The following is a 19509-nucleotide window of genomic DNA, read 5'->3' as shown; positions in this document are numbered from 1 at the left end:
AAATGGATCAGTGCGGCTATCCCTGTCTGGAAACAAGACATGGCGAACCCATGATGCTCGAGGGTGTGCGAGCGACAGGCGAAGTGCGGGGCTTGATGCTGGAAATGAGCGTGGAACAGCGGTTTCGTAATTCCAGCGGCAAGAACGTCGAGATTGTCTACAGTTTTCCCTTGCCCTGGGGCGCAGTCCTGCTGGGCATTGATGTCCAGTTGGGAGATCAGCACCTGGCTGGTTCGATCATCGAAAAGAATCAGGCCGAAGTCCGCTATGAGGAGATGCTCTCGGAGGGCAACGCGGCAGTCATGCTGGAGAAGAACCGCGATTGCAGCTACAGCCTGAACCTCGGCAATCTGGCGGCGGGAGAGAATTGTGTCATCAAGCTGCGCTACGCGCAGACATTGCAATTTGAACAGCGCGGCCTGCGCCTGTTGATCCCGACAGTTATCGCGCCACGGTACGGCGACGCCGTCACTGAAGGCGGAATGCAACCGCATCAGGCGCCAGTACACGATTTATTGGCTGAATACCCATTCGATATTGAATTGAGCCTGCACGGCGAACTGGCGCGTGCGCAAGTGGCGTCACCCAGCCACTCCATCGGTATTGCCCGCAGTTCGACCGGGGCGGATACCATATTGACGATATCACTGGCGCGTCGGGGGACGCTTGATCGCGATTTCGTACTGGTCATTGACCAGCTGACCCAGGACTCCGCAGCGATCCTGGCTCGCGATTTCGTTGAACCGGAGGGCGTGGTGGCGCTGGCTAGCTTCTGTCCGCATATTTCTGCATCGGACTCGACGGCTATTGCCGTCAAGATTCTGGTGGATTGCTCCGGCTCGATGGAAGGCGACAGCATCCAGGCCGCCAAAGGGGCCTTGCAGTCCATTATTCATCAATTGGACAAAGGTGATCGTTTTTCGCTCTCAAGATTCGGCAGCACTGTTGAGCATCGCTCGCGCGGTCTCTGGGCAGTAACAGAAACCACCCAGTTGGCGGCTCAGCGCTGGGTTGTCGGCCTGCAAGCCAATTTGGGCGACACCGAAATGGAAGAGGCGCTGCGTTCGACGTTTGGCCTTGCCCAAACTGTGCCCAGCGACGTCCTCATCGTGACAGATGGCGGGATCAGTGCCATTGACAGCGCGGTTGAATCCGCTAAAGCCTCCGGCCACCGGGTGTTTGTGGTCGGTATTGGCAGCAGTCCGGCGGAAAGCCACTTGCATCGGCTGGCGGAAGCCACCCTTGGCGCTTGTGACTTCGTGTCCGCGGGTGAAGCAGTGGAGCCTGCGGTGTCACGAATGTTCGCGCGCTTGCGCTCGCCACGATTGACGGACTTGGCCGTCGTGTGGCCCGGGGGTTCAAAACCCGAGTGGGTGTCGTGCCTCAATGCGGCGGTTTTTGACGGGGACACAGTCAATGTATTCGCCTTCTTCAGTGGCGTGTCACAACTGCCGGGTGGCGATGTGCGCCTGCTGGGCACTCGTTCAGCGGCAGGCGTACCAGAAGAGATCGGTTGTGCCACGTTCGCGGCAGTCCTGGAACCTGATAACACCTTGTCGAGGTTGGCTGCTTCCGTGAGGCTGCAATCGGTTGAAACGGATTCGCTGATCGGGGTAACACCAGAGGCGACGCAATTGGGGGTGGCCTATCAACTGGTAACTGACCAGACCAGTTTCCTGCTGGTGCATCAGCGAGCTGGAGAGCAAAAGCCAGCCGACATGCCTGATTTTTACAAGGTCAGGTACATGGTTCCTGCCGGGTGGGGCGGCACAGGGTCAGTGACAGGGTCAGTGATGTTCTCTCGCGGTGGGTCCTACCTGGCGGCCGGCATTGCCGAATATCAATCAGCTGTTTCCCTGGATTGGAGCGATGTCGATGCGTGCGGCATCAAGGTAGCTCAGAATGCATTGTCGTTCGAATACCGCACTCATGCGGATACCGCTGCGTTGCAGCACAAGCGCGACCACATCATTGACCGCACGAAGCGGCACTATTGGTCCGGCTCGGAACTGACTCCCCTGGGGTTGAGTGAATGGCTCCGCATTGCACCCATGACAGAGTGGCCCAAGACCTACATCGAATTGCGCCAGATCGGTCTCGGTGCGTGGTTGACAGACTGGCTGGAGCTGGTGATTGGCATGGATACTCAATCGCTTCCCGAAAAAATCGTGGTCAAAGCATTTCTGTATGTGATGTCGCAGCGAAGCATCCATGAATCCTTGACCAAATCCTCCGGACTTCTGCAGGGCCTTAACTTGATCCCGAAGGGGGTGAAGGATTCGTTTGCGACAAACCTCGGCGGCCGTCCCAATGTGGATACTCTGTTAGTGGAGGAAATGGTGGCTTCGCTGGATGGGATGACTGGAGATACCTGGCCTGATCGGATCTATGCCATGGAAAAGCTGCGAAAAGAAACCCGGCTGAAAGAGAAAGAAGCGGCTGTCTGACGCGCAAAATCGACGGAGGTTCTTGATTCGGTGACGCACTGGAGACATTGGATGGGCAGACTTGGTTCCCGCACCAAATTCTCTTTTTTCTGGTGAGACGCTACAACCAACAATTAAAAAGGAGGCGTATTATGAAATTCATCGTCCCGGCTCTGCTTGTGGTTCTAATTTCCGGAATCGCTCAAGCTGATCCGCCGCAACTCAGAGATCGGCAAACCGGCAAATACCTGGGCAACCTGAGCGCCAATCCTCACGACCCCAATTCGGTAAGTAATCCGTATGGCCGTTACGGAAGCGAACACAGCCAGGACTCCATCAATAATCCCCAAGGACAATATGGAAGCCGCTACAGCAATGACAGCGCCAACAATCCCTATGCCACCAATGCGCCGGCAATACATGGAAATGATAAATATAACCCCGGTTACCGTTATTAGGATTTGTTGAACAGGTCCAGTACAGAATATTTATATGTGTTAGTGTCGCGACGGACGTCATAAGCTGGCAGGCTGCGGCCACCTGTAGTTGACATGAACGATTTCAGGATTGGTCTCGTCCAAACGACCGACCCGAGATCCCTATCTGATCAAACGTCAAGTGTCGTTATCCGTCTGATCCTTAAGGTCTCGATGCCAGATTAACTCCTTATTCTTATAGACCTCCCTGACCCGATGGAAGGGAATCTCGTGAATACGGCCGTCCCGATCCGTGATCTGAAAGAAAAAATGGTCCCCTGGAGTAAAATGAATCTGGTGTAGCGGGACCTGGATGACTATCTCATCTACACGATCGTAGTATCCGATCACAAAATCCCCTTTTGCGAATGAATCATCCCAGCGAATCCGATTGAGTAATTCCTGAATGGGGATCATGAAAGCTCCTCCGCACGTGAATCGCCACCATCTTTTTTGTGCAGGTCGTCAATAACGGCGCGCCGGACTGCATTCGATCAGGCACTTCGCCATACATCCGCGATGCGATCACTCAAATGCTCGTACCCTGTCACAAACCCGCAACTGCTCCATCGGCCAAAAACCGTACTGTTATCCGACCCGTTCATTATTTGATGCTACATTAAATTCTTCGATCCCGAAAACATGTTTTTTTCTGGCCGCAATATCAGGTAAGAGGCTCGGCATGCGAGACATCGACGGTTCATACGGGGAAGGCGGAGGGCAACTGCTACGCACGTCTGTGGCGCTTGCGGCAATTACCGGCCAATCAGTCCATGTGTACAACATCCGGGCCAAACGAGGCAATCCCGGTCTTGCACCGCAGCATCTTACCGCAGTCAGGGCAGTAGCGGCGCTTTGTGGGGCGGAGGCGGAAGGGCTGGAAGTCAAGTCCCGGGAAATCAGTTTTCGTCCCGGTCCGTTGCGCGGCGGCCATTACGATTTTCCCATCGGCACTGCGGGGAGTATCACTTTGGTGCTTCAGGCAGCGCTCCCCGTTGCCATGGTTTGCGGTGAGCCATTGCGGATGAATATCGTCGGAGGTACAGATGTCCGCGCTGCGCCGCCGCTGGATTATTTCCGCTATGTGCTGCTGCCATTGCTATCCGGTATGGGCGTCAGGGCAAAAATTGACTTGCTGCGGCGGGGATATTATCCGCGCGGAGGAGGGCATGTGACGGTGGAGGTGGAACCCTCTCCGTCCCTTCGACCTTTGATCCTGAATGCGCCGGAAAGCCTTACTCAAATTCGCGGCTTTGCGCATATCTCCAATATGCCGGCCCATATTGTCCAGAGAATGGCGGGTTCGGCCCTGGCGGAACTTTCAGCTTTTCCCACACCAGCTATCGACCTTGCCATATTAGGCGTCGATAAAGCGATCGGTATGGGTGGAGCAATCCTCCTGAATGCATATATGGAACAGACCAGGCTGGCTGCTTCCGCCGTAGCGGAGAGAGGAGTGCCTGCCGAGCGGCTTGGATCTGCGGCGGGGCAGCTTCTGCGGGAAGAAATTTTATCAGGAGCGACCCTCGACATACATGCTGCCGATCAGGTGCTGATTTATCTCGCGCTGGCTGGAGGCGCTTCCTGCTTTCTCGCGAGAAGCCTTTCGTCTCATGCTGCCACTACTATCTGGTTACTGGAGCAGTTCCTGCCGGTCCGCTTTAGCGTTAGCCAGGAAGGGAGTCTGGTTCGTGTCAAGGCGGAGCCGAATGGGGTAGGTTAGCAATGCGGCCATGCATGATGAAAGGTTATGTTGTTGATCCGATTTCACCAGGTTATTCATCTTTCATACAGCAGATTCATATACCCTACATCTGCTATCTGCCGTTCGCGCAACAATTCGCCCTCTGGATAAATCAGCGTTAATGGCACGTCTGGCATTTTTAATGAAATAGACTATATTAAAAATGCTGGCTCATTCGAACGCACTGGTATTTGACCTGGCTGGAATATCAAATTTACGAGGAAAAAAATGGCGGAGCAGCGTGAAAATTATAGAGGCCGTGAGATTATTGTCCGATCAGGAGAAGATGCTTTAACGGCGACAGAAGGCCGAGGTCCAGGAGGACTCGAACTATTCATCGACGGAGAGAAGGTTTTCATGGTGCGGAATGCCGCTGGTGCTTTTATTGCATCCGGTCTTGCTTTCGATCCCCAACCTTCACCCATTGATTTAGCCAAAAAAATTATCGACTCTAAACCGGTGGGGGAATAACGACATGGGAATTCGAAAGAACCAGTCCAGTCTGACGCCGTCCGAGAAATCCGCATTCGTTGCCGCGGTAAAAGCATTGAAGGCAAGCGGCGACTACGATGTATTCGTTGCCCAGCACCGTGCTGCTTTTCTTGCCGGTCCCAACGATCCCGCTCATGGAGGACCGGCCTTCCTGCCGTGGCACCGTGAATATCTTGCGCGATTTGAACGGGCGCTCCAGGAGATCGATCCCAATGTTTCCATCCCCTATTGGGACTGGACAGTCGACAGGACGGCTACAGCCTCAATTTGGAATGCGGACTTTATGGGGGGAAATGGAACGGGCGGCAGTCAACGGGTGATGACCGGTCCCTTCGCTTTTTCTACCGGGGAATGGAACCTTACCGTCCTGGACCCGGGTGATACAACGCCCTTCTTAACCCGCGCGTTCGGCGCCATGGGATCTCTTCCTACCCAGTCGGCGGTGGATGCTGCCAAAAATGTAGTTCCATACGATTCGTCACCCTGGAATTCCGGTAGCAGCATGAACACGAGTTTTCGAAACCGGCTTGAAGGGGTTATTCACAATCCCGGACACATGTGGGTCGGTGGATCGATGATGGCAATGTCATCTCCCAATGACCCTGTGTTCTGGCTGCATCATTGCAATATCGACCGGCTGTGGGCCGAATGGCAAAGGGAAAACCCCGGCCAGGACTACAGGCCGGCCAGTGGCACCCCCAATGTGGTAGCCGGTCACGGCCTGGACGATCCGATGCCCCCATGGGATGACGAAGCGACGCCGCCAACGCCGAGAAGCGTTCTCGATCACCATGCGCTTGGTTACACGTATGACAACGAGGAGCCCGAAACGCCGCAGGTAGTGGCACTTACCGTTGATGCGGCTCCTGCAGCCGCTTCAATAGCACAGGCAGGTGAGGTTGACGTTTTCAGTTTTGAGGTTACCGCGCCGGGAAGCTATGTTGTTGAGACCCAGGGTTCAACGGATGTGGTGGCGTCCCTTTATGGGCCGAATAATATGGCGACGTTCATTACCGAAGACGATGACAGCGGACCGGGAACGAATTCGCGGATTACAAGGAACCTGTCGGCGGGCACATATTACGTTCGGGTGCGGCACTACAGCAACTCATCGGTAGGCAGCTACAGTATCTCGGTGAGGGGATCGGCAACACAACCGGGTGTTCAAACCATCGAGGTGAACGGCCCGCCGGTGCAGGGAACCATTAATGCCGCCAACGAGCAGGACATGTACACGTTTACAGTCGCTACGCCCGGCATGCACATAATCGAAACGGCTGGCAGTACGGACTGCTTCCTTACGTTATCCGGTCCCGATAATCCAGCCACATTCATCGCCCAGGATGACGACAGCGGTCCGGGGACAAACTCGAGAATCGCAGTCAGCCTGGCACCTGGTACGTACTTTGCGCGGGTAAGGCATTACAGTCCAAGCGGGACCGGTGCCTATAGTATTTCGGTTAGAGCCTGACAAAATTTTCGGGGGGGGCCGCGCATAGTCCGCTACCAGAAAAATAAAAATAGATGAAAAGCGCATTGGCTTTGTTAGTGCTTATCCTTCTTGCAGGGTGCCGCTCGATGATGGCCGATAGCAAGCCCATCAGGACAGAAGGCGGCTCCGCAGTTTACTCCCTTACCAGTTTATATGACGGAAGCAGTGGAGCAAGAGGACGAGCGGCCGAATGGCTGGACATCAATGCCCGAAACCTGTGTCTGTCTGAATATACGCTTATCTCCGAGGAATCGGTTCCGATCCTCAATCGGATTGATGAAGTCATACACTCGCGTCTTACCTGGGAAATCAAGTGCAAGGAAGAAACCCAGGAACCGCCGCCCTAGCAGTCTGCCGGACTTAAAGGAAATCGGTCGCAAAAGCGTCTGACGGGCCCATATTTCGCCGCTTTTTCGGCCAAGAGAATAACTATTGGCCTTAAAATCCTCAAAATCTGTCCTCAGCCAGTCACTTTTCCGCTTCGATTCTTCAAGTCCGACAGGCTGCCAGCTTTTATTTGCTCTTGCGTCCGCGCCGTGTGGTAGCGCACTGAAAAGTCGATGGGCCTGGGGTATCTTTTTCACACAGCAATATTGCTGCGCAGATCAGGAAAGCCGCATGAACCATCCTCCAATATCAGGAAAGGCACAGTCGAATTCTTTGCCTCTCGTCGTCGGGCTGACGTTTAGTGTCGCAGGGCTGATTCTGGCTCTTTCTGTATCCAGTATCGTCCATGCTCAGAGCACCCCTATGGGGAACAATACGCCCACACCCTCGCCACTATCGCCACCCCCGCTGACAGGTGAACACGACCCAGGGGAAACGCCTTCAGGGCAGGAATACGGCATTATCAAAAAGGGTGAGTCTCACAAAAGCGAAGCTGCAAAGAAAGGTCCGGATCGCTCCGGCAAAAAACAGGAAAAACGGGAGGATAAACCCGGCGCTGGATCCATCATTGATCGAGATCCCAGGGAAACCAGCGAGGGATCGGGTCCGGACCCGTTTGGACGTTATTAGTCCTGGCCGCCGTTGCTGATCCGAAGCACGTCTTGATTCATTAAGCATAAACGATCAAGGTATCTGCAAAATGCTCAAATTCATTTCAGCAGTCATCATAGCCGGAGCTATGTGAATATGAGACAAATATGGGCTCTGGTGAAAGCTTCCTTTTCGTCCTGGATCGATGATTACGCGCCAAGCATGGGGGCAGCGCTCGCCTACTACACCATGTTTTCGATAGCGCCGCTTTTATTGATTGTCATTTCAACCGCTGGGCTGGTCTTCGGGGAAGAAGCCGTGCGCGGAGAAATTTTCGGCCAATTGCGGGGCTTGATGGGTGAGGAGGGGGCGCTGGCAGTGCAGGGCTTACTTGAAAGCGTAAGCGACAAGGAAGAGGGCGTGGCGGGCACAGTCATCGGAACCGTCTTGTTGCTGATCGGCGCCACAACTGTATTTGGCGAGTTGCAAAACGCGTTCGACCGTATCTGGCGCGTGCCTGGCAAAGATAAAAAAGAAGGGATATGGGGTTTGATCAGGTCGCGATTGCTGTCGTTTGGAATAATACTGGGAATCGGTTTTTTGCTGATTGTATCTCTTGTACTCAGCGCCGCCGTGGCTGCGCTCGGGAAATGGTGGGGGCCGTTCTTTTCAAATCTTGAAATACTGGCCACTGGGGTAAATTTCATCGTCAGCTTTGCGCTTATGACTGCTGTGTTCGCAATGCTTTACAAATTCATGCCACGGGTGAAGATTCAGTGGGAGGATGTCTGGGCGGGAGCCGCGGTTACCGCGTTACTGTTTACCGTGGGCAAGATCCTGATCGGTGTTTATATTGGGAAAAGTGCGATCAGCTCAGGATTTGGCGCTGCCGGTTCACTGGTGGTTGTGCTGGTTTGGGTATATTACTCCGCGCAGATATTTTTACTCGGGGTTGAATTTACGTGGGTATATTCCCATGCCCATGGGTCGAGGAAAGAGCAAGTCCTCCCTCGAGAAGCCAACCCGGGATTGAGCCAGGAAGAAGCGATGCAATGAAAACGTAGGAATCGAAGACCGCCGGACGGGCCTTTTCCACTAAACTTCAGTTTTGCCCGACACTTCGCTCGCTCAAATTTCCAACCTGGGCAAAGGTTCTCGATAATCCCCATGTTTGGCTGGCTATCGTCAAGTTCAAACTTATCTTCAACCCGTTTTCGGACCGCCTTTCCCATGTCAGTTCGCATGGATCATGGATTCATCTGACATCTCAAGGGGCAATATTATTTGCCATCCCCTTCAAGTCGCCGATACCGTTCAGCAACCCGGTACCTCCTACTTCACAACAATATCGATTACGCCGCCGACGTTTGTCGCAATCACCGGCAAGCGTCCCAGAGCAGTGGATGTGGGCGTCTATTATCATATCGAGACAGATTTCGACTTATTCCGCTACGTACACTTTTTCTCTCGGTTTCAATTTTTTAATCATGTCCGCCGCCTTTTTCCCTGCTAGAAAAGCATGGTCTGAATTGTAATATTCCCATTCGCTGTAGCGGCCGGACAAGATAATATTTCGTTCCGAGAGCCATCTTTTAACGATTTCCACGTTTTGCTTCCTGACGTGGTCATATACGACGTAAGCATATGGCATATCCACCAGATTCGCCGTTATCAATTTGTCGCCGCGGGTCAATAGGCCGACGCTGATGCAGTCTTCTACGCACCGGTCGATCAGATCCTGGCCATCTACGGGAAGAGGCTTGGCCGGCGAGTAGGATATCTCGCATGTGAGGCCAAACCCGCCCGGCGGATTGCAACCAGGGCTTGCATTTCCTTGAAGAAAGACGCGGTGAAAGATCGTATCTTCCGGATAGTAAATCCAATGCTTGTCCGAAATGTTTTCCCGGCCGATACCAAGATTGACACAGCGCACCGAGACGTGACGTAGCGCTGCCGCCGCTTTTCTAATCAGTGGAGGCGCTTCATCTCCCATACGGCGGATCAACTCGGGCAGGGGCATCGTACTGATCAAATTCTCATACCGATAACGCCGTCCATCACGAAGCGTAATCAAATGCTGGTCTGGCGATATGCGGGCAACGTCGGCATTCAGTTCAATAGCGCCTTTGATATGGGGAATGAAACCGGACATCATCGCTTGAAAACCGCCGCGCAAAGGGTAGCCAAAGCGTGCGTTAGGACCCATGGGTTTGGCGACGGGCTGAAGTGCCCCATCAATGATTTCTTCCAGATCAGGTAGTGGCACCCGGCCCCCAAGCCAGGATGTTTCCATTTCCGTCAGCGGCACCGTCCAGAGTTTTTTGTTATAGGGTATTGCAAAATGCTTCGCTATGCCTGAGCCCCACATCCTGTAAATGAATTCTTCGAAATTTTCGGATCTGTTTTTTGCTGCCGTCGCGTTTTCGTACGAAAGTGTTTTCCCGGAATCGGGCACGGTTCCGTCAGCGCAACAATCGGATAGAATCGCGGCTGCACCGTCTATCGCCTGGCAAGTCCCCGCAGTTCTGGATTCCAAATTTTTCGATATCCCATAGCGCGATTCTATTGCTCCGACAATGCACTCTCTGATGACATTCGGCGGTAGGCCGTAAAGCGCGCCCTGAAACGGATAACGGGTATGTACACCTTTGCTGTAGACCCAGGCCTCGCGGTTTTGCCAGTGAACATTGCTGCCAAGCAGAATTTTGTAGAGCTGCTGAACATAAGCGTCGTTTGAAAACATGATGTGACCGGCGTGATCGAAGGTAAAGCCTTTATCCTGAATAGAGCGGCACCATCCGCCGACAGTCGGGTTCTTGTCCAGCAAGAGCGTATCATCATCAAGATGGTAGGCTGCGCTAAGTCCCGTAGGTCCCGCACCGATAATGACGCACTTTTTGTTTTCCGGCGGCACAGGCTGAACCGGGCGATGGATAGGGGCGTTCTGCCCCGCCTGAGGCCGTGCGGCACTCATTGACTCTTCTTTCTGGGCGCTTGTGAGTTGCATCAGTTCGTGCATTTTTTCTGCTGTCATATTCCAGGATGTTGCTGATACCAGTTCTCTCATCCTGACAATGTTTCGTTTATGCTCCTCGGGAGTCGTCAATAATGAATCCTCGCAGGCTTTGATAAAAGCCTGGGGCGACGCCGCAATTGACACCACTTCACCATACAGGTCGACAACGTCAGTAATGGGCGTGCTGACAATAGGCAGTTCGGCTGCCATATATTCCAGCGTTTTGGTCGGGCTGATGAAGCGCGTCGCTTCATTTAACGCGAAGGGCAGCAGACAAACGTTCCAACCCGCGAGAAGATGGGGCAGTGCTTTATAAGGTTGCTGCCCCAGATAATGGATGTTGTGGCGGTGCGGCAGCGAGGCGGGGTCAATTTTTACAATCGGGCCCACCAGAACGACCTGCCAACGCGGATGGGTATCGGCAATACGGGCAATAAGTTCCATATCGATACGCTCGTCGATGACGCCATAGTAGCCGAGCCGGGGACCGGGTATTTCCTCGTGCGCAGGATGAGCATTGCTTCGGTCGAGCGCCTGTTCGAAATGTACTATATCGACACTGCTGGGAAAGCAGTGGACATTCGGGTGACGCTCACGCTTTGCGCGATAAAGGCTGGGGCCTCCGGTAAACACAAGATCAGCGACTTTCAGCAATGCGTTTTCTCGTTGAAGCATCTGTTTTGGGGGGTTTTTGAAGGCAGCGAGCTCATCCATGCAGTCGTAGATGACCAGTGCAGGTTGCAATTCCTGCAAAAGCGGTAATGCCATGGGTGTATAGAACCAGGCGATATGTTCTTCTTCCAAGGCAATGAATTGTCGCATTAGCTTGATGAGATGCGGCAATTGCTCGTCATGAAAACCAGGCACGGCGACAGGTGTATGAGGCTTGAGTACGGTTACGTTTGGCCCCGGTTCGGAGGTTTCAAGGAAACTGTCATGCTCATGAAAAATCGGCTCTTCAATGAAAACAATCTTGTAATTCTCGGCAAGTCTGGAGAGAAGGTGTTGCGGCCGTTGGTACACAAAATCCCACCGCAGGTGGGAAAAAACGATGATTGTCGTCATTGGAACTCCTTGAATAGTCGGTGGGGCTTGAGTTGAAAAATGATGTGAAAAAAGGCTTTTCGTCAGGCGCTGAGCGTCATATAGTCCAGCGGCATAGGGTTCCGACAAGATGCGCTGATAGTGTTTCTCTTTTTCCCCTTGAGTATTAACTTCCCACAAGCCGCTTTTATGCCATCGCTGAGGGTCGTCCCAGTCCGGGCGGTCGACAATCGGATACAAACAGATCCCGTGCAGATCGACGCCGAGTTTCCGGGCCATCACGGCTTGTTGAGCCACTTCTTTGACCCACGCGCCCCGACCGCTTCCAACATGGCTGGTTTCAGACAGTATCATCGGCCGCCGGTAGCGGTGATAAACCTCGTTCAGGAGATTGTATAAAGGGACGCGGCGCGGATGATCCAGGTGCCACGAGAGGCTGCGGCCTAGCTGCCACTGATCAGTGTGATCGATCTGCCATTGATTACTGTGATAGTAGTTAAGCCCGATCAGGTCCAGGAAGTGCGGTGCACCCCCCAATTCTGGATCCCGGTTTCCGCAGAGCATGTCCCAGGCTTCGAACTGGGACTCACGATGCTCCCTTGCTTGATCTATAAGCTCGGGCCGGCCATGCGGCGCAACAACATGTATCAAGGGATCGCAATGAAGAATGCGTGCCGAAGGATTGATTTCCCAGATCACTTCGCAGCTCTTCAAGGTGGCGCGCACCAGTTGGCGTTTCAGTTCAACGCCGTCATTTGCAGCAGGATTCGAAGATATGAGGCGATTTTTGACCCAGCCCCAACTCAGAAAGGAAATCTCGTTAATGGGTGAATAGATAGAAACAGTATCAGCTGATGAAAACGATTCCAGATAATCCACGACTCGATGACAATACAGCGCAAACCGATCTACAAAGTCAGGCGAATAGACATCAATATCATCTGGCCAGCCGTAATGGCATAACGTCCATATGACCTGTAACCCGAGTTCTTGAGCCGCGCGGGCACGTTTTTGGATGGGTGAAAAATCGAAACGTCCATCTTTTTCGACCGATCGCCAGCCGACGCTTTCGCGTATGGTTCCAATTTCAAAATCCTTCAGCAATAAATAATCGTCATACGCAAGATCCGTATGTTTCGTAGCGTTATTCATGGATATGGGCACACCTGAGATATTGATGTGATCCGCACCTTCGTAACCTGCCTGCCAATAAGAACGAAATATTTTGTTGTAAGCCGCGTTCATCTGAATAACAGTTATCTAAATAAGCTTTCCGGTAGAAACTTCCGGATCGTGTCTCGAGCTTCGGTTGCTGACCTGGGTATGCTGTTACTTACCGAGCTGACAACGGACGGCACTGCTATGATCAAGGTTTTCAAGGGGTGCTACTGTGCGATAACGAACATTCGCAACCGTTTGGGGGCGGCCAACGTTGCGCCCTTCGGAAGCCGAGTCCGCTGCCTTGTTGACCGGTCTTTGTTCGTTCGATTGCCTGGAACTTCACGCGATATATCGTCGCAGTTGCCCGGATGGGTGGATGGGCGGACAATCGGGAACCGATGAGTGGTGGCGCGCTCTTTGCAGGAACATGTCCTCTATAGGAGGGGCGAGTGTTGTTCGGGACAACGACAGCACGAAACGATGGGCTTGAGTCGGGCGCGCGTCGCCGATGCCTGCAGACGCTGGCGGCGGGCACCGCGGTAATGGCTTTGGGAGCATTTAGGGCATCAAACTCTATGCCGTCGAACAGCGTGTTCACAGTCCTCACGTTGGGGGATTCGATCCTCGACTGCGGCCGGTACAACGAGTACGGCGTACATCCAGGGCAGTTGATCGTACGCAATGATGACTGCCTATTCCCCGATTTCAAGGGACGCGACCTGTCATCCTTCACTCCCGCGCAGCTCGATCATCGCGCCCGGGACGGCGGCCTGGTCGGTGATCTACCTCGGCAAGCACGAGGGATCAGGGTGACTGGACCGGCGGTCGCATTGGTAACAATTGGTGGCAACGATCTCCTCGTCGGCTTGGCAGCGGATCGAGGTGGCGGAATTATGCGGTTCCGACAGCAACTGGAAGCGTTCCTGCACACACTCCCGGTGCGGCCGGTTCTGCTCGGCACCGTTTACGACCCCACATTCGGTGATGATTCCCGCAACTTTTTAGCTGTCGATGCGCGCATTGCCCGCGCCAACCTGAACCGAATCAACGCGATCATTGCGGAGCTTGCTCCCCGTTACGGGCAGCTCGTCGATGTGCACCGCCATTTTCTCGGCGGCAACCCCTCGTGGTTCACTGGGACGATCGAGCCGAGCCTGCGGGGCGCCTCGGAAGTCCGTGCTGCGTTCCTGCCGGCCGTGCTGAAGGCTGCCCGCAAATGACGAATGTGAATTTCGTCGGATGCCCTCATAATCCGGGGCGTTTGCCATCCCGTTCCCGTGCCGGGATTCGTCTCGTTTCGCTAAAAAGAAAATGCGCTGGCCGTTACCCCCACGTTTTCATTAGTTGAAAGGCCCCTCCGCCATGTATGTATGCTTCCGAACAGAGCGAAGCGGTTTTGCCACCTAGGATGCAGTCGTTCTCCGGTTTTGTTTTAACGATAACAAAATGAAAACAGGAATTTCCGAAGCTGAGGCAGGATCCTTTTTTTATTTCCATTAATTGATCACGAGGAGCCAGGAATGAGAATCCTATCGATAGCAAGTAAAAAAAACTGTTGTATGGCCGCTGCCGCATTAGCGCTTGGATTGACGGGAGCTGTTCATGCTGGAAGCGGCACGCCAAGGCAGGATATATCGGGAGCATCAGGATCGGAATCCGACGGGACCGGCTCCGGAACCATGGACAATCCGACAAGGGGCGGTACGGAAAAAAGCTTGGGCAGCACCAGGAGCGGCAGTTCGGGAAGTGGGGCGGCTAGTGGTTCCAGCGGTTCGACGCCGCCACAAGGCAGTTCTTTAGGTGGGTCAAGTGGAGATAAGGGTTTCAGCAATCTTAGAGAGAATAAAGGGGGCAGCGGCTCGCAAAGTACTTTGGGCGGCAGTACTGATACAAAAGCGGGTCATAAGGGAACAGGTGGAACAACGGGTGGCAGCAGCTCAGGCGGCAGCAAATAGAAAACGGACAGCCGCGCATCCGGCCAAGTACGGGCTTCTACTTAGCCGGAAATGAGCATTCAGGGAGTGAACCGCAAGCCCGCGGGAGATTAGCAGTCCCAGACAAGGCTGATTTCCGGTGTGAACGGGATGACGTGTATCAGTTGATGCTACGGCGTCAGAACAACCTTCCGGCAGTCGTCCTCTTTCTTGTCGAAAATCCTATAGCCAGCGGCAGCTTCAGCAAGCGGCATACGGTGGGTGATGATGACATCAGGGTGCAGCTTGCCGGATTCTATATGTTCCAGCAGCTCGGGCAGGAACCGTTGCACATGAGTTTGGCCCATCTTGAATATCAGGCCTTTTTCAAAAGCGTCCCCGAAGAGGAACCCATGTATGAATCCCGCGTAAACTCCCGGCACGCTGACAGTACCTCCCCGCCGAACTGCGGCTATGCATTGGCGAAGGGCTTTACCACTGCTGCCTTCGAGCTTCAGGTTGGTCATTACGGTCTCAAGTGCGCTGCCTTTAGCTTCAAAACCTATTGCATCGATAGCGGCATCCACACCCCGGAACGACGTATTTTCGATAATGACTTCCGCCGGATCGACTTCATCAAAATTGATGGGAAAAACGTCATACGTTTTACGAGCGAATTCGAGCCGATACGGATGATGGTCTACCATGAAAATTGTTTCCGCGCCTAGCATGCGGGCGCAGGCGGCAGTCATCAAACCGACAGGGCCGGCGCCGAAAATGGCAATGGCCGATCCCGGGCCGATATCCGCATTAACTACCGCTTGATATCCCGTCGGCAAAATATCGCTCAAGAACAGGACCTGCTCGTCGGTAAGCGTTTCCGGGATTTTGATCGGACCTACATTGGCTTTTGGCACGCGGACATATTCAGCCTGGCCACCAGGCACGCCTCCATACAGGTGAGTATAGCCAAATAGCGCCGCGCCTGAACGTACGCCCTTTTTGTTCATGATTGCGCCACGGTCCGGGTTTGTTGTTTCGCACGAGGAAAATAACTGCCTCTCGCAAAAGAAACATTGGCCGCAGGCAATGACAAACGGCACGACTACCCGATCGCCTTTTTGTAGCGCCGTAACGTCGGCGCCCGCATCCACAACTGTGCCCATAAATTCATGGCCCAGGATGTCCCCGTCTTTGAGTTCCGGGATTTTGCCTCGATACAGATGCAGATCCGAACCGCAGATCGCGGTAGCGGTGATTTTCAGAACGATGTCATCCGGATCCTGAAGTATCGGATCCGGTGCAGTGTCAACGCGAACATCGTAGCTTCCATGATAGGTCAGTGCACGCACTGGACTCTCCTTTGCAGCGTTTCTTCCCGGAACCAGCCAGCCAGGCAGCGCTGGACCTGATACCTGACAGCCGCTATCTCGGCAGAGGCGTCCCTGGCGGCATTCTGGAAGCTTCGTCGGGACTTATTCTGCCATCACGGTCGAGATCCGCGGCTTCTCTATTCGTCCTGTCCAGTTTATCCCTCACAGGATCGTTTCCTATCGTTGATCTGGATCCCGGTTGACCTGGCGTGGAACTGCCCTGTCCGGGCAAAGGTTGACCCGGTGCCGGACTGCCTGGTCCCGGCGGCGGTTGTCCGATGACCGAGCCGCTTTGTCCTGCGCTGCCTTGTCCCGGAGGTTGGCCGACGATCGAGCCCCCTGGTCCCGGTGTAACTTGAGCATGAATCGAACCGGGCCCCAGAAAAAAAGCACCGGCGATTACCAAAGACTGAACCGTAAATACTGAAGAGAGTTTCATAGTCACCCCGAAAAGAGTTAACGTATTAACAGAAATTTTACGCAGTGGCTTTTTCATTTTCGGTGCGGCATCGCACGTACAAAGCCACGGAAACGTGGAAAAGGAAGCTTTCAGCGTTGGCGCCAGCCGGGAAGAAGTAAGTTTCCGCAATATTACGCGCTCATGCGACTTCTACTCGGACTTGCAGTTCCAGCGAAAACAACCCGTGCGGTGCCGCTATAAAACCTTTTTTTTTGCTGATTGTCCAGGAGGCTGCTCGGGTTCCTGTCCATCATTGCGCACCACGCTTATTTCCCCATCTTCTTCAAGATAAGCAATTTTTATTTCTTCAATGTTCTCGATGCCTTGTTGGCGCAGCTTTGACTGTAATTCTTCCAGGGTAATAAGTTCCTGACGCATGGCCTTACGCTGCAGCTTGCCCTTTCTTACAAGCGCCAGCGGAGGTGGTTGAACCAATGAACGGACGACCTCGGAATGAAAGCTCATCGAGTCCAGGAAGTAATTCCATCCGGCAATGGTGGCAATAAGAATACAGCCATCAGTTACCGAATCGTATCCGCCGGACATGCCGTTGCTGGCCGCATCGGCAATGAGCACGAGCAGCATCACATCCGCAACGCCGATAGCCCCAATGTCGCGGCGAAGCACGAATCTGAACAGCAAAAATATGAACCAGTAGATGACCGTTCCTCGCACAACGATTTCGGCGGGATTTACCGAAAAACTGAAAAGTTTGGACCAGTCAATCATGCCTTGGCATTAGCGGAGAAAGATCATTTGATTAATCGCGGTGCGGTTATATCGGGACAGCGGAAGCTGAACATAAGAACAGTAGGAATTTGGTTAAATCCGTTCAGTACGGTAACGCACAGTTGGACGTCTTTATCTTTGGGTAGAGTAACTGAAGGGAAATATATGCTGATACAGTTGACTGTGAGTTGGCTGCGCGCAGCGGAGGCGTCAAACCCGCTTTACTAAACGCGATATCAGGTAAGTCAGTGGATCAGTTTTCGAGCGTGCGGGGAACGATTTTTTTGATGATCTTCCTGGTTTTGGCGCGGGGCGCGCGATAGCGGTCCGCTAAAGCTGCGGCGGCTAACCCGAGCGCGAAAGTTCCATAAACCATGAGCAGGGAACGCTTGGACAGACGGTTCTCGAACCCGGGTGTCAGTCGTTTGGGTGTGAAGTGAAAGTCGACGGCATAAGCTGCTGCGGTAGCCGCAACAGCAGGCGCCAGTACAGTTGCAGCGCTTTCGGGAGACGGGAGTTGTTGCCGAAGCTTCTCATACCAGATTGCCCAAAAGACGGAGGCTGCGTGGTGTATCGCATAGCCGACAATGGTGTATCTAAGACTGAAGCGGTTCTCGTAGGGCGCGTGCCTTCCCCATATCCATTGGCTCGGGCCATTAACCGGGGCGGCCGACTTGCCTAATTCGACCTTACCCAAAATCGAAAGTGAAATGGTTGAAGCAACGCTCGCAACGGCGCCCGAGATCAGAGCGTTACGAACTGCTTGACTCCAGGTTTTTTGAGGGCGGGCCATGGCTGAAACTATACTTTATTTTGATCTTGCAATGCAGTCCGGCTCAAAAAAATCCTGGCGGGTTCGTTTCCTTCATCCCCTATTCATGCGAATTCAAGCCGTCTGATATGCCGACCATATTGATTACGGGCGCCAGTGGGTTTATCGGCAACCACCTGGTCCCGGTACTGGCTGACGCAGGACATGAAATCGTGTGCGCAATGAAATCTTCACCGCAGGGAAATCTGGGCCGGTTTGCTTTTATCCGCGTCGACTACACCCGGGACTTCGATATAGATACCTGGAAGGCGCGACTCGACGGTATAGACGTGGTGATAAATGCGGTAGGCATATTACGGGAACATGGGCGGCAAACATTCGACGCACTTCACACTCGTGCTCCTCAGGCACTTTTTGCCGCTTGTGCCGCGACGGACGTCAAGGTTGTGCAAATATCCGCCCTCGGCGCGGATGAGGAGGCGCGCAGCCGGTATCATCTCAGCAAAAAAGCCGCCGATGATGCCTTGCTTGCCTTGCCAAACAAGGCAGTAGTGGTTCAACCCTCGCTCGTGTATGGGCCAGGCGGGGCGAGCGCGCGGCTTTTCAACCTTATTGCAAGCTTGCCGATCATTCCTCTGCCCGGGCCCGGCGATCAGCAAATACAGCCTATTCACATCGATGATCTTACCCAGGCCATAGCGGCATTAGTCGAAACTGATCGATATCTGGGTCAACGTATTCCCCTTGTCGGTCCGAAACCCCTCTCCTTGAGGGAGTACTTGGGCGAACTGCGGCGACTGATGGGGTTGGGGGACGGCATATTTCTACCTACCCCCCTGGTTCTCATTGATATTACCGCGCGGGTCGGTCAGCGGTTGGGGAAGGGCTTGCTCGACGTGGAGAGCTGGCAAATGCTTCAGCGAGGAAATACGGCGGATGCGGGACCTACCCGGGAGCTTTTAGGACGCGAACCTCGACCGGTGAGCGAGTTCACGTCCCGATGGGGTGTGGAGGCGTTACGAATATCCGCGCTCCTGGGCTGGCTGCAGCTTGTGCTGCGCATGGCGATCGCAACGGTGTGGCTGGTGGCGGGAATTGTATCAATGGGGATTTATCCGGTAGACGAAAGCTATGATCTGCTTGCCCGCGTAGGAATTACCGGCAGCTTTGCGCCTGTAGCGCTCTATGGCGCTGCTGCGCTCGATATCGCTTTCGGACTGGGAACGCTATTCCTGCGGCGCCGAAGGCTTCTCTGGATCGCGCAGGTGACCCTGATTGGCGTTTATACAGTGGCCATTACCTTTTTTCTTCCGGAGTTCTGGCTGCACCCTTTCGGCCCGCTGATAAAAAATCTGCCTATTCTCGCGGTCATTTTATTATTGTATGAGTTGGAGAAGCATGATCCTGAATCCAGCAGCTAACCTGCGCCGCAA

Annotated in this window: 17 protein-coding genes; 11 read left to right on the top strand and 6 right to left on the bottom strand. The window is 53.7% G+C overall.

Features of this window, described 5'->3' with window-relative positions:
* Positions 1-2 precede the first annotated feature (2 nt).
* Together BMX66_RS05915 and BMX66_RS05910 are read left to right on the top strand one after the other, a co-directional pair.
* Positions 3-2447, top strand: a complete 2445-nt coding sequence (locus BMX66_RS05915; RefSeq protein WP_090879242.1) for a VIT domain-containing protein — start codon at positions 3-5, stop codon at positions 2445-2447.
* Positions 2448-2578: 131 nt separating this feature from the next.
* Complete coding sequence (locus tag BMX66_RS05910) at positions 2579-2884, top strand: hypothetical protein (RefSeq protein ID WP_090879240.1); 306 nt, start codon at positions 2579-2581, stop codon at positions 2882-2884.
* Positions 2885-3040: 156 nt separating this feature from the next.
* Here the strand turns inward: BMX66_RS05910 and BMX66_RS05905 are convergent, their stop codons facing one another.
* Positions 3041-3319 carry a DUF504 domain-containing protein gene (locus tag BMX66_RS05905; RefSeq protein ID WP_090879238.1) on the bottom strand — a complete coding sequence of 93 codons (279 nt, stop codon included), beginning with the start codon at positions 3317-3319 and terminating at the stop codon, positions 3041-3043.
* A 265-nt stretch (positions 3320-3584) separates the two neighbouring features.
* On the opposite strand from BMX66_RS05905, the gene rtcA reads away from it, so the two are divergent.
* From rtcA to BMX66_RS05875, 6 genes are all read left to right on the top strand, one after another.
* A complete protein-coding gene (gene rtcA / locus BMX66_RS05900; protein WP_090879236.1) occupies positions 3585-4625 on the top strand; it encodes an RNA 3'-terminal phosphate cyclase in 1041 nt (346 codons plus the stop codon).
* 249 nt (positions 4626-4874) lie between these two features.
* Complete coding sequence (locus BMX66_RS05895) at positions 4875-5117, top strand: tyrosinase family oxidase copper chaperone (protein ID WP_090879234.1); 243 nt, start codon at positions 4875-4877, stop codon at positions 5115-5117.
* Positions 5118-5121: 4 nt separating this feature from the next.
* Positions 5122-6609 carry a DVUA0089 family protein gene (locus BMX66_RS05890; RefSeq protein ID WP_090879232.1) on the top strand — a complete coding sequence of 496 codons (1488 nt, stop codon included), beginning with the start codon at positions 5122-5124 and terminating at the stop codon, positions 6607-6609.
* Positions 6610-6662: 53 nt separating this feature from the next.
* Complete coding sequence (locus tag BMX66_RS05885; RefSeq protein WP_090879230.1) at positions 6663-6977, top strand: hypothetical protein; 315 nt, start codon at positions 6663-6665, stop codon at positions 6975-6977.
* Positions 6978-7248: 271 nt separating this feature from the next.
* Positions 7249-7647, top strand: a complete 399-nt coding sequence (locus BMX66_RS05880) for a hypothetical protein (protein WP_090879228.1) — start codon at positions 7249-7251, stop codon at positions 7645-7647.
* A gap of 117 nt (positions 7648-7764) precedes the next feature.
* Positions 7765-8664, top strand: a complete 900-nt coding sequence (locus tag BMX66_RS05875; RefSeq protein ID WP_177168731.1) for a YihY/virulence factor BrkB family protein — start codon at positions 7765-7767, stop codon at positions 8662-8664.
* Between the two features lie 385 nt (positions 8665-9049).
* Here BMX66_RS05875 and BMX66_RS05870 read toward each other — a convergent pair whose 3' ends face one another.
* Complete coding sequence (locus BMX66_RS05870) at positions 9050-12820, bottom strand: NAD(P)-binding protein (RefSeq protein ID WP_255398824.1); 3771 nt, start codon at positions 12818-12820, stop codon at positions 9050-9052.
* Between the two features lie 458 nt (positions 12821-13278).
* Between BMX66_RS05870 and BMX66_RS05865 the strand changes: the two genes are divergently transcribed.
* Positions 13279-14049 carry an SGNH/GDSL hydrolase family protein gene (locus tag BMX66_RS05865; RefSeq protein ID WP_255398823.1) on the top strand — a complete coding sequence of 257 codons (771 nt, stop codon included), beginning with the start codon at positions 13279-13281 and terminating at the stop codon, positions 14047-14049.
* A 300-nt stretch (positions 14050-14349) separates the two neighbouring features.
* Positions 14350-14784: a hypothetical protein gene (locus tag BMX66_RS05860; RefSeq protein WP_143058207.1), complete on the top strand. Its 435-nt coding sequence runs from the start codon at positions 14350-14352 to the stop codon at positions 14782-14784.
* A 149-nt stretch (positions 14785-14933) separates the two neighbouring features.
* On the opposite strand, the gene BMX66_RS05855 is transcribed toward BMX66_RS05860, so the two are convergent.
* From BMX66_RS05855 to BMX66_RS05845, 4 genes are all read right to left on the bottom strand, one after another.
* Positions 14934-16094 carry a zinc-dependent alcohol dehydrogenase gene (locus BMX66_RS05855; RefSeq protein WP_090879220.1) on the bottom strand — a complete coding sequence of 387 codons (1161 nt, stop codon included), beginning with the start codon at positions 16092-16094 and terminating at the stop codon, positions 14934-14936.
* 73 nt (positions 16095-16167) lie between these two features.
* Positions 16168-16554: a hypothetical protein gene (locus tag BMX66_RS15305; protein ID WP_143058206.1), complete on the bottom strand. Its 387-nt coding sequence runs from the start codon at positions 16552-16554 to the stop codon at positions 16168-16170.
* Between the two features lie 216 nt (positions 16555-16770).
* The gene (locus BMX66_RS05850; RefSeq protein WP_255398843.1) at positions 16771-17160 is read right to left on the bottom strand and encodes a DUF421 domain-containing protein; all 390 of its coding nucleotides are present in this window, start codon (positions 17158-17160) and stop codon (positions 16771-16773) included.
* Between the two features lie 397 nt (positions 17161-17557).
* Complete coding sequence (locus BMX66_RS05845) at positions 17558-18097, bottom strand: hypothetical protein (protein ID WP_199679276.1); 540 nt, start codon at positions 18095-18097, stop codon at positions 17558-17560.
* Positions 18098-18204: 107 nt separating this feature from the next.
* On the opposite strand from BMX66_RS05845, the gene BMX66_RS05840 reads away from it, so the two are divergent.
* Positions 18205-19497 carry an NAD(P)H-binding protein gene (locus BMX66_RS05840; protein ID WP_090879216.1) on the top strand — a complete coding sequence of 431 codons (1293 nt, stop codon included), beginning with the start codon at positions 18205-18207 and terminating at the stop codon, positions 19495-19497.
* Positions 19498-19509 lie beyond the last annotated feature (12 nt).

The organism is Nitrosovibrio sp. Nv6, from assembly GCF_900110495.1.
Taxonomy (GTDB): domain Bacteria; phylum Pseudomonadota; class Gammaproteobacteria; order Burkholderiales; family Nitrosomonadaceae; genus Nitrosospira.
This window is presented reverse-complemented; position numbering and strand designations above follow the sequence as displayed.